Genomic DNA, 13,298 nt, shown 5'->3' on the forward strand with positions numbered 1-13,298 from the left:
CTCGAACCCGCGACCCCCGGCGTGACAGGCCGGTATTCTAACCGACTGAACTACCGCTGCGCGTCGGTGCAGGCACTTTCAGCCTACGCTCTTGCTTACGCAAGTATCTCGGGAGTGGTGGGTGATGACGGGATCGAACCGCCGACATTCTGCTTGTAAGGCAGACGCTCTCCCAGCTGAGCTAATCACCCGTTTGCATCTCCGAGGCCGCGAAATTTACGCAGGTAGCGAACCTAAGTCAATAGCAGGATTGAAGTTTTTCTAAAAAAGACGAAATTGCTTCATTCCTTATAAATCATCTTCTTGGTCATGCCGCCATCGACCACGAATTCCTGCCCCGTCACAAACCCTGCATTCTTCGACAGCAACCACGCCACCATCGCCGCCACATCCTCGACCGTCCCTACCCTGCCCGCCGGATGCTGGGCATGATCGGCATCGGTCAACGGCTCCGCGCGTCGGGCGGAAGGGTCCCGCGCATCGATCCATCCAGGACTGACCGCATTGACGCGAATCTCCGGCCCGAGACTGATCGCCAGTGCGTGAGTCAGCGCCAGCAAACCGCCCTTGCTCGCCGCATAGGCCTCCGTATCAGGCTCCGACTGCGCCGCTCGGGTCGAGGCCAGATTGACGATCGCCCCGTTGTGCGCACGCAGATATGGCGCACAGTGCTTTGCCAGCAACATCGGCCCACCGAGGTTCACCGCCAACACCCGATTCCAGTAAGCCAGATCGAGACTTTCCAGCGTGATGTTGTGGGGGTCCGCCACGGCAGCATTGCACACCAACGCATCCAGACGACCAAACTGCCCCAGCACCTCAGCGACACCCAACGCCACCTGGCTTTCGTCCGCGACGTCCATGGCGATGAACCAGGCGTTCTCACCCAACACCTTCGCCACTTTCGAACCCCGTGTACGATCCAGGTCCGTCAACACCACCTGCCAGCCTTCGCTGATCAGCCACGCAGCGATGCCCAGACCGATCCCGCGCGCGGCACCCGTGACCAATGCAACGCGGCCATGGGTGCCGATCTTTGGCGTAGACAACTCGATCACAACGCCGCCAGACCGCGCGACAGGTCGGCTTGCAGGTCAGCGACATCTTCCAGACCGACCGCGATACGGATCAGGCTGTCACGAATGCCGGCTGCCTCACGCTCCTGCGGCGCCAGACGGCCGTGGGACGTGGTGCTCGGGTGGGTGATGGTGGTTTTGCTGTCACCCAGGTTGGCCGTGATCGAAATCAAACGGGTCGCATCGATGAAGCGCCAGGCGCCCTCTTTGCCGCCCTTGACCTCAAAGCTCACCACCGCACCAAAACCCTTCTGCTGACGCTGGGCCAGCTCGTGCTGCGGATGGCTCTTGAGTCCGGCGTAATGCACCTTCTCGATACCTTCCTGCTGCTCCAGCCATTCGGCCAATTGCTGGGCGTTGGCGCAGTGCGCCTTCATCCGCAGGTTCAGGGTTTCCAGACCTTTGAGGAAGATCCAGGCATTGAACGGGCTCAGGGTCGGCCCAGCGGTACGCAGGAAACCGACGATTTCTTTCATCTGCTCGCTGCGACCGGCAACCACACCGCCCATGCAACGGCCCTGGCCATCGATGAACTTGGTGGCCGAGTGCACAACGATGTCTGCGCCCAATTTCAACGGCTGCTGCAACGCCGGCGTGCAGAAGCAGTTGTCGACCACCAGCATCGCACCCTTGGCGTGCGCGATTTCCGACAGCGCGGTGATATCCACCAGCTCAGCCAACGGATTGGACGGCGATTCGACGAACAGCAATTTGGTGTTGGACTTGATCGCTGCGTCCCAGGCCGACAGATCGGCCAGCGGCACGTAATCAACTTCCACACCGAAACGCTTGAAGTACTTCTCGAACAGGCTGATGGTCGAACCGAACACGCTGCGCGACACCAGCACATGGTCGCCGGCGCTGCACAGGCTCATCACCACCGCCATGATCGCAGCCATGCCCGTGGCGGTAGCAACCGCTTGCTCGGCGCTTTCCAGCGCGGCAATACGCTCTTCGAACGCGCGAACGGTCGGGTTGGTGTAACGCGAGTAAACGTTGCCCGGCACTTCCCCGGCAAACCGTGCGGCGGCGTCAGCGGCGGTACGGAACACGTAGCTGGAAGTGAAGAACATCGGATCACCGTGCTCGCCTTCCGGCGTACGGTGCTGACCGGCACGTACGGCCAGGGTATCGAACGCTACGCCTTCGAGGTCGCTGTCCAGCCGACCGGCATCCCATTCCTGACTCATGCTGTCACTCCTTGCCCTGTTCTCGATAAATAAAAGTCTTTTGCCAGATACAAAACCGGCCCCTAAGGGCCGGTTGAAACTCAGTTGTTGTACAGATCGATGATCGCACTGACCGCCTGGGTCTTGACCTTCGAGGCATCGTTACGTGCCTGTTCGATCTTGTTCAGGTAAGCCTCGTCGACATCGCCGGTGACGTACTTGCCGTCAAACACTGCGCAATCGAAGTTTTCGATCTTGATCTTGCCGCCGCCGACCGCTTCGATCAAGTCAGGCAGGTCCTGATAGATCAGCCAGTCAGCGCCGATCAGGTCAGCGACATCCTGAGTCGAACGATTGTGTGCGATCAACTCGTGAGCGCTCGGCATGTCGATGCCGTACACGTTCGGGAAGCGTACAGCCGGAGCGGCCGAGCAGAAGTAGACGTTTTTCGCGCCGGCTTCGCGGGCCATCTGGATGATCTGCTTGCAGGTGGTGCCGCGAACGATCGAGTCGTCCACCAGCATCACGTTCTTGCCGCGAAATTCCAGCTCGATGGCGTTGAGCTTCTGACGTACCGATTTCTTGCGCGCGGCCTGGCCGGGCATGATGAAGGTACGGCCGATGTAACGGTTCTTGACGAAGCCTTCGCGGAATTTCACACCCAGGTGGTTGGCCAGCTCCAGTGCCGCAGTGCGGCTGGTGTCCGGAATCGGGATGACCACGTCGATGTCGTGCTCCGGACGCTCGCGCAGGATCTTCTCGGCCAGCTTCTCACCCATGCGCAGACGGGCCTTGTAGACCGATACGCCGTCGATGATCGAGTCCGGACGCGCCAGGTAGACGTGTTCGAAAATGCACGGGGTCAGGGACGGATTGGTCGCGCACTGACGGGTGTGCAGCTTGCCGTCTTCAGTGATGTAGACCGCTTCGCCCGGTGCCAGGTCGCGGATCAGGGTGAAGCCGAGCACGTCGAGCGAAACGCTTTCGGACGCGATCATGTACTCGACGCCTTCGTCGGTGTGACGCTGGCCGAACACGATCGGGCGGATGCCGTGCGGGTCACGGAAACCGACGATGCCGTAACCGGTCACCATCGCCACGACAGCGTAGCCACCGACGCAACGGTTGTGCACGTCGGTCACGGCGGCAAACACGTCTTCTTCGGTCGGTTGCAGCTTGCCGCGCTGGGCCAGCTCGTGGGCGAACACGTTGAGCAACACTTCCGAGTCGGAGCTGGTGTTGACGTGACGCAGATCGGATTCGTAGATCTCTTTGGCCAACTGTTCAACGTTGGTCAGGTTACCGTTGTGCGCCAGGGTGATGCCGTACGGCGAGTTGACGTAGAACGGTTGAGCCTCGGCCGAGGTCGAGCTGCCGGCAGTCGGGTAACGGACGTGGCCGATCCCCATGTGGCCGACCAGGCGCTGCATGTGACGCTGTTGAAACACGTCACGCACCAGGCCATTGTCCTTGCGCAAGAACAACCGGCCATCATGGCTGGTCACGATACCGGCAGCGTCCTGGCCGCGGTGCTGGAGCACGGTTAGCGCGTCATACAGCGCCTGATTGACGTTCGACTTACCGACGATACCGACGATGCCACACATGCGACGCAACCCCTACTTAATGGATCTGAACTGAACAACACTCACTGAGGCGTTTTGGCCGACGGCAAGAGTTGCTCCTTGAACGGAATATCAGCGGGTACGCTGATTCCGCTGGCAAGCCACTGACTGCTCCACCCGAGAATCAGGTTCTTGGACCAGTCGGCGACCAATAGAAACTTTGGCACGAGCTGTGACTCTTTCCACCACCCGTCCTGCTGTACCGGCCCCAGGCTCAACAGCCCGACCGCCACGACCACCAGCAACACGCCACGCGCAGCGCCGAAGGCCATGCCGAGGAATCGATCGGTCCCGGACAACCCGGTGACGCGAACCAACTCGCCGATAAGATAATTGATCATTGCGCCCACGATCAGTGTGGCGACAAACATGATGGCACAGCCCGTGATCACACGAGCCGACGGTGTTTGAATGTATCCGGCGAGGTACTCGGACAGTGAGCCACCAAACATCCAGGCAACGGCTCCTGCGATGATCCAGGTCACCAGCGACAATGCTTCTTTGACGAAGCCGCGGCTCAAACTGATCAAAGCGGAGATGGCGATGATTGCAACGATCGCCCAGTCAACCCAGGTAAATGGCACAGTGCAGCCTACAGACGGATAAGGCGGCGCATTTTAGCAGAGCGCATGGCTGTCGGTAAGCTGCGATTTTCAGTGCATTTCTATCGAAGTGATAGATATCAGCCGCGTTCGGGCTGGAAGCGCACCACAAACCCCTTGAGGTTCTGCTGGCGGCTCAACAGATCGCGCAGACGATCGGCTTCGGCACGCTCGATCAGCGGGCCGACGAACACCCGGTTCTTGCCATCGGCGGAACGGATGTAAGCGTTATAGCCCTGGCTGCGCAGGGTTTTCTGCAGGCTTTCGGCGCTGGCGCGGCTCGACAGACTGGCCAGTTGCACCGACCAGCTCACCGACAGGCCATTGGCATCGACGCGGCTTTGAGTGGTATCCGGTTTGGCAGACAGCGCAGCGATCGGCTGGGCCGGGGCTGTGGTTGGCTTGACCACAGGAGCGGGAGCCGGTGCAACCGGTTTGGCTACCGGCGCCGGAGCCGGAGCTGGCGCGGCGGAAGCAATCGGCGCCGCTGGCGCCGCTGGCGCCGCTTGCTCGGCGACCTCGTCATCGCTCGGCACTGGCTCTTGCGGCAGAACCTGCGGCTCGGGCACGGCCACGGTTTCCATCTGGATCTGCGCCACGGCAGGCGCTTGCGGTGCGGCCGGCGCATCGACGGTCACCTGACGCTGCTCATCCTGACGGGAAAACAGCATCGGCAGGAAAATCACCGCCAGCGCCACCAGCACCAGGGCACCAACCATGCGCTGTTTGTACGCTTTATCCAGCAAAGCCATTTGCCGCTTCCTCCGTGGAGCGCCGAGACAGCCATTCAAGGGCCTCGGCGACACAATAAAATGATCCGAACAGCAAGATCTCGTCGTCGCTGGTGGCCACTGCACACTGCCCTTCCAGCGCAGCCGCCACACTGTCATAAGACGTGACCGATGCGCCAAGGTTCTGCAGTGCAACATTCAATTCAGCCACCGGCCGCGCACGCGGCGAATCCAGCGGCGCCACCGCCCAATGCTGGACGCTGGCATTCAATTCACCGATGACACCGTCCAGATCCTTGTCCGCCAACAGGCCGAACACCGCCAGACGCTTGCCGACCGGTGGACGAGCAGCCAGACGCCGCGCCAGGTACTCCGCCGCATGCGGGTTATGGCCAACGTCCAGCAGCAGATTCAAGCACTTGCCGTTCCATTCGAACGAACGACGATCAAGGCGACCGACCACACGAGTCGCCTGCAACGCCGCAACAATCTGTTCGGCATCCCATGGCAAACCGAGCAGCAGATACGCCTGCAACGCCAGCGCGGCGTTTTCCATCGGCAGATCAAGCAGCGGCAAATCGCGCAGCTCGACGACCTGACCGTCAGCATTAGTGCCGCGCCACTGCCAGAATTGATCAGTGATGCCGAGATCGAAATCCCGCCCGCGCAGGAAGAACGGGCAAGCAAGCTCACGCGCCTTGTCCAGCAGGGGTTGTGGAGGATTCAGATCGCCGCACAGCGCAGGCTTGCCCTGACGGAAAATCCCGGCCTTCTCGAAGGCCACGGATTCGCGAGTGTTGCCCAGGTAGTCGGCGTGATCGACACCGATGCTGGTGACCAGCGCGATATCGGCATCGACCACGTTGACTGTATCCAGACGCCCGCCCAGCCCGACTTCCAGCACCACCGCATCGAGCCCGGCCTGTTGAAACAGCCAGAACGCCGCCAGGGTGCCCATTTCGAAGTAAGTCAGGGAAGTCTCGCCGCGCCCCGCCTCGACCGCCGCGAAGGCTTCGCACAGCTGCGCGTCAGTGGCTTCGACGCCATTGAGCTGCACCCGCTCGTTGTAACGCAGCAGGTGCGGAGAATTGTAGACACCGACGTTCAGGCCCTGCGCCCGCAGCAATGAAGCCACGAAAGCGCAGGTCGAACCCTTGCCGTTGGTGCCGGTGACCGTAATCACCCGTGGCGCCGGCTGGCCCAGCCCCATGCGGGACGCTACCTGTTGCGAACGCTCCAGCCCCATGTCGATGGCCGATGGATGCAACTGCTCAAGGTAGGCGAGCCACTCGCCAAGGGTGCGCTCGGTCATACGTTGGCAGGCACCGGCGGAACGACGATCGGCTCGATCGGCGCAGCAACGAATTTAGGCGTCGGCTTGCCGGTCAGTTGCGCCAGCAGGTTACCCAGACGCGGACGCAGTTCGCGACGGTCGATGATCAGGTCGATTGCACCGTGCTCCAGCAGGAACTCGCTGCGCTGGAAGCCTTCCGGCAGTTTTTCGCGCACGGTCTGCTCGATCACGCGTGGACCGGCGAAGCCGATCAGGGCTTTAGGCTCGCCGACGATCACGTCGCCCAGCATCGCCAGACTGGCGGAAACGCCGCCGTAAACCGGATCGGTCAGCACGGAGATGAACGGAATGCCTTCTTCACGCAGACGCGCCAGCACGGCCGAGGTCTTGGCCATCTGCATCAGCGAGATCAGGGCTTCCTGCATCCGCGCCCCACCGGAGGCGGAGAAGCAGACCATCGGGCAACGGTTTTCCAGCGCGTAGTTGGCGGCGCGCACGAAGCGCTCACCGACGATGGCGCCCATGGAACCGCCCATGAAGCTGAATTCGAACGCCGAAACCACGACCGGCATGCCGAGCAGGGTGCCGCTCATGGAAACCAGTGCGTCTTTCTCGCCGGTCTGCTTCTGAGCAGCAACCAGACGGTCCTTGTACTTCTTGCCGTCGCGGAATTTCAGACGGTCAACCGGCTCCAGGTCGGCGCCCAGTTCGGCACGGCCTTCGGCGTCCAGGAAGATGTCGATGCGCGCACGTGCGCCGATGCGCATGTGGTGGTTGCACTTAGGGCAAACGTCCAGGGTCTTTTCCAGCTCCGGACGATACAGCACAGCCTCGCAGGACGGGCATTTGTGCCACAGACCTTCAGGGACCGAGCTCTTCTTGACCTCGGAACGCATGATCGAAGGGATCAGCTTGTCTACCAACCAGTTGCTCATGCTTTCTTTCTCCAGTACCGGCGGCCCGAACGCTCTGGTTCGCGGCCCCGCGTATGCCCTTCAGCTAAATTCATGTGTGGCGATGATCGTCCGGACTGCCGGGTCAGCGGAACTGACCTGCGTACACCCCGAAAAGACCCTCAGCCTCTTTTCTACAGAGCTGTGGACGGCGGCAGTCTGCCAGCCGTCACATCAGCGTACGGCGTTGATGAATGCACGAATCTTTGCGTGATCCTTGATGCCCTTGCTCGCCTCTACCCCGCCGCTGACATCCACGGCATACGGCCGCACCCGGGCAATCGCATCGGCGACGTTCTCCGGCGTCAGGCCGCCGGCCAGAATCAACGGCTTGCTCAAGCCTTGCGGAATCAATGACCAGTCGAACGCCTCGCCGGTTCCGCCGGGCACGCCTTCGACATAAGTGTCGAGCAGCACGCCGCTGGCGCTTGGGTAGGCATCGCAGGCTGCGGCAATGTCATCGCCTGCCTTGACCCGCAAGGCCTTGATGTACGGCCGGTGCCAGCCTTCACACTCGGCGGCGGTTTCATCGCCGTGGAACTGCAACAGATCCAGCGGCACGGCATCGAGGATTTCCCCGAGCTCGCAGCGGCTGGCATTGACGAACAATCCGACCGTGGTCACGAACGGCGGCAATGCGGCGATGATCGCCCGCGCCTGCTGCACGGTCACGGCCCGGGGACTTTTAGCGTAGAACACAAAACCGATGGCATCGGCCCCGGCCTCGACGGCTGCCAACGCATCTTCCATGCGGGTAATCCCGCAAATCTTGCTGCGAACGGCTGACATGTCGATAAAAACCCCAAGGCAAATCCGAGAAAGTCCCGGATGGTAACAAATGCGTTCGAGGGCGTCAGCCGTCAAGTTCCGAGAAACCCGTAAGGAAATGTGGCCCGATGAAACGCTCGGGCAACGGGAACTCGTCGTGGTACTCGACCTGCACCAGATACAGGCCGAACGGATGCGCCGTGACCCCGCCGGAACGCCGCTCGCGGCTCTCCAGCACTTCTTTCATCCACTCCACGGGCCGCTCGCCGGCGCCAATAGTCATCAGCACCCCGGCAATGTTGCGCACCATGTGGTGCAGGAACGCATTGGCGCGGATGTCCAGAACGATCATTTTGCCGTGACGGGTCACGCGCAGGTGATGCATCTTCTTGATCGGCGACTTGGCCTGGCACTGGCCGGCACGGAACGCGCTGAAATCATGGGTACCGATCAGGTACTGCGCGGCTTCGGCCATGCGCTCGACGTCCAGCGGACGGTGATTCCAGGTGATTTCTTCGTTGAGATGCGCCGGGCGGATCTGATCGTTGTAGATCACGTAGCGATAGCGCCGGGCAATCGCCTTGAATCGCGCATGGAAATGCGCCGGCATGACCTTCGCCCAACTGACGCTGATGTCGTGGGGCAGATTGATGTTGGCGCCCATGACCCAGGCTTTCAGCGAACGGTCGACCTGGGTATCGAAATGCACCACTTGCCCGCAGGCATGCACACCGGCGTCGGTGCGCCCGGCACATTGCAGCGAGATCGGCGAGTCGGCGACCTTCGACAGGGCTTTTTCCAGGGTTTCCTGCACGGTGAGCACACCGGTGGACTGGCGCTGCCAGCCGCTGTAGCGCGAGCCCTTGTATTCAACGCCCAGCGCGACGCGGAAAAAGCCTTCGGGTGCCATTTCGGCGGCCGGGTTATCTATGTTTGCCAAGTCGGGACAGCCTGCTGATCTACAAAGGCGGGCATTATAAGGCGGCGGGACGGGGAAACCAGACCCAAACAAAAACGGCAGCCTCATGGGCTGCCGTTTTGTTTACCGCTCAATGCCGACTCAGGCCAGATGCGAAAGCATTTCGCTCGCTTCGCTCTTCTGCTTGTCGTTGCCCTCGCTGATGACCTCATTGAGGATATCGCGCGCGCCGTCGTTGTCGCCCATGTCGATGTAGGCCTGAGCCAGATCGAGCTTGGTCGCGGCTTCGTCGGTACCGGACAGGAAGTCGAAGTCATCCTCACCCAGATCGTCGCCCAACGCGGCATCAGCTTCGGTGAAGCTTGGCTCATTGATGCTGCTCGACAGACGATCCAGCTCGGCGTTGACGTCGTCCAGTTCGGCGGCGAACGCATCCGGCTCGGCAGGCGCCGCGTCCATTTCGTCGGCCAGGGACAGGTCGAAATCGGCTGGCAGCTCCAGATCGTCCTGCGGCACGTCGGTCACGGCCGGGGTTTCGACCAGCGGCAGATCCTTCACGCCTTCGTCCAGATCCAGCAGGAAATCATCGTCTGCCAGCTCGACCGGCGCAGGCGCAGGATCGGCACCGAGGTCCAGATCCAGGTCGAAGTCCGACAGGTCGTCGAGGTTTTCCTTGATATCGGTCTGCTGCTGCAGCACCGATTCGAAGCTCAGGTCGTCGTCAGTCGGGAATGCGTCGAGTTCGACCGGCGCTTCCGGCTCGACAGCCGCCACAGGCTCTACTGGCGTGATGTTGTCGAGATCGTCGAGGCTCAGATCGAAAGCGCTGTCCAGTTCGGCATCTGCCGCAGCAGGCGCTTCAGGCTCGTCGAGCAACAGCTCCTTGACGTAATCCTCGTCCAGCTCGGCGGCAATGGCCGCTGCCGCCAGACCGCTGGCCGCGACGACCGCCATGGCCGGGAAGCGGCTTTTCAGCTCTTCGACCTTGGCGAAGTTGTCGCCATTGGCAACCAGTTGGCGCTCCTGACCGACAAAGGCATCGCGATCACCCTGACGACCGTAGACTTCCATCAGCTTCAGGCGCAGATCGCTGCGCTGCGGCTCCAGACTCACGCCCTCCTCCAGCAGCGCGGCCGCTTGATTCAGGCGACCGCCGTCGATGTGCGACTGCGCCTTGTCCAGCACGTCGTCGGAACGCTCGGCGGCAGGCGCCACCAGCGGCGCGGCGATCGGCTCGGCCATCACGACTGGAGCAACTACAGCAGCAGCGGCTGGGGCTGGGGCTGGGGCTGGGTTCAGCTTGACGCTGGCGGCTGGCACTTCCAGACCTTCGAAGCTGCTTTCCGGCAGATCGAGGTCCTGGGAGAACGATTGCTCCTCCAGGGCACGGGCCATTCGCAGGTGTTTTTCGGCTTCCTGCTGGGCCTTGCGGCGACGAGCCAGCAGCAACAGCAGGAGCAGCAGAACCACTGCACCGCCACCGACCAGACCCAGCAGGATCGGATTGGTCAGCAGTTCGTTGAAGGTTTTTTCGTCATTGGCGGCCGGCGTGGTTTCAACCACAGGCTCGACAACCGGCTCTACCGGGGCCGGAGCAGCAGCCTCAGGCGCAGGTGCGGCCGGAGCAGCCTCTGCCGGAGTAGCCGGCGGCGTGGCCGCCAGCTCCGCGGTGATCGCCGGCACCACTGGCGCAGTGGCGGCGGTCGCGGGAGCAGCGCCCGAGCCTTCGGCCTGCATTTTCGCCAGTTGATTGTTCTTCAGCTCGATCAGGCGTTGCAGCTTGTCCAGCTGGCTTTGCAGATCGGCCATGCGGCTTTTCAGTTCTTCGTTGTCACGACGGGTGGTGTCGAGACTTTCCTGGGTCACCGCCAGTTTGTTGCTCAGGGCCTTGGCGTCGCCGGCCGGCCCCTTGCCACGCGCCTTGGCGCTTTCGGCGGACACCAGGCTCAGGTTGTCCTTGGCGTTTTGCGCAGCACCGGTATTGGCGCGACCACGATTGGTCGCATCGAGCTGCTGCTGACCGGTGCCCGGTTTGGCCACATAACGACGGCCCTGACGCCAGGCTTCGTTCTGCGCAGCCACTTCAGCAATCGCTTTGGACTGCGGCAGTGCGGTGCTTTGCACCTGATCCGGCAGACGCAGCACCTGTCCGGTTTTCAGGCGGTTGATGTTGCCGCCGATGAACGCGTCCGGGTTCAAGGCCTGGATCGCCAGCATGGTCTGCTGCACCGAACCACCGGTGCGCGCCTTGGCGGCGATTTCCCACAGGGTGTCGCGTGGCGTGGTGGTGTGGGTCGAATGCGTGGCGCCGGTGGTCGGTGCGGTGATGGTTTGTGCCGGCGCTGGTTGAGCGGCGGCATCAGCGGTCTGCGGCGAGAACTTCGACGGATCCAGCAGCACGCTGTAATCACGTAGCAGACGGCCGTTCGGCCACATCACCTGCACGAGGAATTTCACCATCGGTTCCGACAGCGGCTTGCTCGACGTTACGCGCAGCACGCTTTTGCCGCTGGCGTTGAGCACCGGGGTGAAGGTCAGATCATTGAGGAAGGCCTGGCGATCGACGCCGGCCTTGGCGAAATCTTCCGGCGAGGCCAGGCTCGGCACCACTTCGGCAGCGGTCAGATCCTTGACATCGAGCAGCTCGATTTCCGCCACCAGCGGCTGGTTCAGGGTCGACTTCAGGGTCAGCTCCCCGAGCCCGAGGGCATGCGCCATACCGGAGGACAGCGCCGAGGCGGCCGCTATTGCTAACACCAGTTTGCGAACTTGAACCATAGCCTCTTCCTTTGTTTGAACGTTCCTCGGCCAGCGAGAAGATGTTGATTGTCGCTGCCGTAAGGCATTGCGCGCGACGACGACAGCATGCCGCGCGCGATCATTTCTTTGATGCCCCGGAAAGTCCCGGAGGGTGACACGTCATCGAGTGCTCCGGCCAAGCATAGCGCTCGCCTAGAATCAGTCGACAAATTGTTGCCAAGTATCTTTTACAGCAGGTCTTTTATCAACAACTCGGCGACCTGCACGGCGTTGAGGGCCGCACCTTTGCGTACGTTATCTGACGTCAACCACAGATTAAGTTCCGACGGTTCGTCGACACCGGCACGCACCCGCCCGACGTAGACCACGTCCTGCCCCACCGCGTCACCGACGGCGGTCGGATAATCGCCGGCCTCGACCAGCTCGATGCCCTCGGCCTCTTCAAGCGCGGCGTTGACCTTTTCCAGGTCGACCGCGCTCGCTGACTGCAAGGTCACGCTAAAGCTATCGCCAAAAAACACCGGGGCTTGAACGCAAGTTGCGGAAATCTTTAATAAAGGCTTGGCCAGCACCTGACGCAGCTCGCGCACCAGACGTTTTTCCAGCAGCGTATGGCCTTGCGCGTCGGGCGTGCCGACCTGAGCCAGCAGGTTGAAAGCCATCTGCCGGTCGAAGAATGTCGGCTCCAGCGGACGCATGTTCAACAACTCGGCGGTCTGGCGCGCCAGCTCGGTCACGGCTTCGCGGCCCTGGGCGGAAACCGCCAGATTGGCGGTGACATGCACGTATTGCAGCTCGATCAGATCGAGCAGCGGCGCCAGCACCACGGCCAATGTGGTGGCCGACGGGCTCGGACTGCTGACCTGGAACGGTACTTTCAAACCGGCCAGCACAGCGGCATTGGCTTCCGGCACCACTTGCGGCGCCTGATCCGCCGGCAAGGCGCCGGACAAGTCGACCAGCGAGCAACCTGCCGCGTGAGCGCGGGCGGCGTAACTCAGAGTAATGGCCGGGCCGGCGGCGAAGAACGCCAGCTTGACCTTGCTGAAATCGAACTCGTCGACTTCACGCACGCGCACGTTCTTGTTGCGAAACAGCACCGAGCTGCCGGCGGATTCGCTGCTGGCCAGCAGGTGCAACGTGCCCACCGGGAAGTCGCGCTCTTCGAGAATCTGCACGAGGGTTTCGCCGACAGTACCGGTGGCGCCGATCACGGCAATATCAAGGGTCTGGGTCATGTTGCTACCTCTGGCGAAACGGGGGGAGCGGCACTTTACCGGGTGAGTCGCACGCAGGCAATTCGCGCCCGCCGCGAAGAGCGGACGCGGAGCGTCCATGGCTGCATTCCCACGCAGAGCATGGGAACGATCAACAGGTACAAAAAAACCCGCGCCTCTTGCG

The 13,298-nt window shown here is 61.9% G+C and carries 11 protein-coding genes and 1 tRNA gene; all 12 read right to left on the bottom strand.

All coding sequences use genetic code 11. From position 1 onward, the window contains the following. Positions 1-115 precede the first annotated feature (115 nt). The 12 genes from GQX66_RS17785 to GQX66_RS17840 all read right to left on the bottom strand — a co-directional run bounded on the left by GQX66_RS17785 (position 116) and on the right by GQX66_RS17840 (position 13,135). Positions 116-191 (bottom strand) — tRNA-Val (locus GQX66_RS17785). Between the two features lie 90 nt (positions 192-281). Beyond that, positions 282-1,058 (bottom strand): SDR family oxidoreductase, encoded by a 777-nt coding sequence (locus tag GQX66_RS17790; RefSeq protein ID WP_129974336.1) that lies wholly within the window; start codon positions 1,056-1,058, stop codon positions 282-284. Then, positions 1,055-2,266, bottom strand: a complete 1,212-nt coding sequence (locus GQX66_RS17795; RefSeq protein WP_085747827.1) for an O-succinylhomoserine sulfhydrylase — start codon at positions 2,264-2,266, stop codon at positions 1,055-1,057. The genes GQX66_RS17790 and GQX66_RS17795 overlap by 4 nt, the downstream gene beginning before the upstream one ends. 80 nt (positions 2,267-2,346) lie before the next feature. After that, on the bottom strand, positions 2,347-3,852 hold the full coding sequence (purF, locus tag GQX66_RS17800) for an amidophosphoribosyltransferase (protein ID WP_007956466.1): 1,506 nt from the start codon (positions 3,850-3,852) through the stop codon (positions 2,347-2,349). A 41-nt stretch (positions 3,853-3,893) separates the two neighbouring features. Further along, positions 3,894-4,454, bottom strand: a complete 561-nt coding sequence (locus tag GQX66_RS17805; protein ID WP_007956464.1) for a CvpA family protein — start codon at positions 4,452-4,454, stop codon at positions 3,894-3,896. Positions 4,455-4,552: 98 nt separating this feature from the next. Next, positions 4,553-5,224, bottom strand: coding sequence for an SPOR domain-containing protein (locus GQX66_RS17810; protein WP_240870242.1), 672 nt, complete (start codon positions 5,222-5,224; stop codon positions 4,553-4,555). Then, positions 5,208-6,515 carry a bifunctional tetrahydrofolate synthase/dihydrofolate synthase gene (gene folC / locus GQX66_RS17815; protein ID WP_240870244.1) on the bottom strand — a complete coding sequence of 436 codons (1,308 nt, stop codon included), beginning with the start codon at positions 6,513-6,515 and terminating at the stop codon, positions 5,208-5,210. The genes GQX66_RS17810 and folC overlap by 17 nt, the downstream gene beginning before the upstream one ends. Then, positions 6,512-7,432, bottom strand: coding sequence for an acetyl-CoA carboxylase, carboxyltransferase subunit beta (gene accD, locus GQX66_RS17820; RefSeq protein ID WP_064378840.1), 921 nt, complete (start codon positions 7,430-7,432; stop codon positions 6,512-6,514). Before accD ends, folC begins: the two co-directional genes overlap by 4 nt. 192 nt (positions 7,433-7,624) lie before the next feature. Further along, positions 7,625-8,239, bottom strand: a complete 615-nt coding sequence (locus GQX66_RS17825; RefSeq protein WP_085712003.1) for a phosphoribosylanthranilate isomerase — start codon at positions 8,237-8,239, stop codon at positions 7,625-7,627. Between the two features lie 64 nt (positions 8,240-8,303). Continuing rightward, on the bottom strand, positions 8,304-9,128 hold the full coding sequence (gene truA / locus GQX66_RS17830) for a tRNA pseudouridine(38-40) synthase TruA (protein ID WP_085607862.1): 825 nt from the start codon (positions 9,126-9,128) through the stop codon (positions 8,304-8,306). A 150-nt stretch (positions 9,129-9,278) separates the two neighbouring features. After that, a complete protein-coding gene (locus GQX66_RS17835) occupies positions 9,279-11,915 on the bottom strand; it encodes a FimV/HubP family polar landmark protein (RefSeq protein ID WP_240870245.1) in 2,637 nt (878 codons plus the stop codon). Between the two features lie 209 nt (positions 11,916-12,124). Beyond that, entirely contained in the window at positions 12,125-13,135 is a 1,011-nt protein-coding gene (locus tag GQX66_RS17840; RefSeq protein WP_102687006.1) for an aspartate-semialdehyde dehydrogenase, read from the bottom strand. Positions 13,136-13,298 lie beyond the last annotated feature (163 nt).

The sequence above is a fragment of the Pseudomonas sp. B707 genome (assembly GCF_022496685.1).
GTDB classification, from domain to species: domain Bacteria; phylum Pseudomonadota; class Gammaproteobacteria; order Pseudomonadales; family Pseudomonadaceae; genus Aquipseudomonas; species Aquipseudomonas paraglycinae.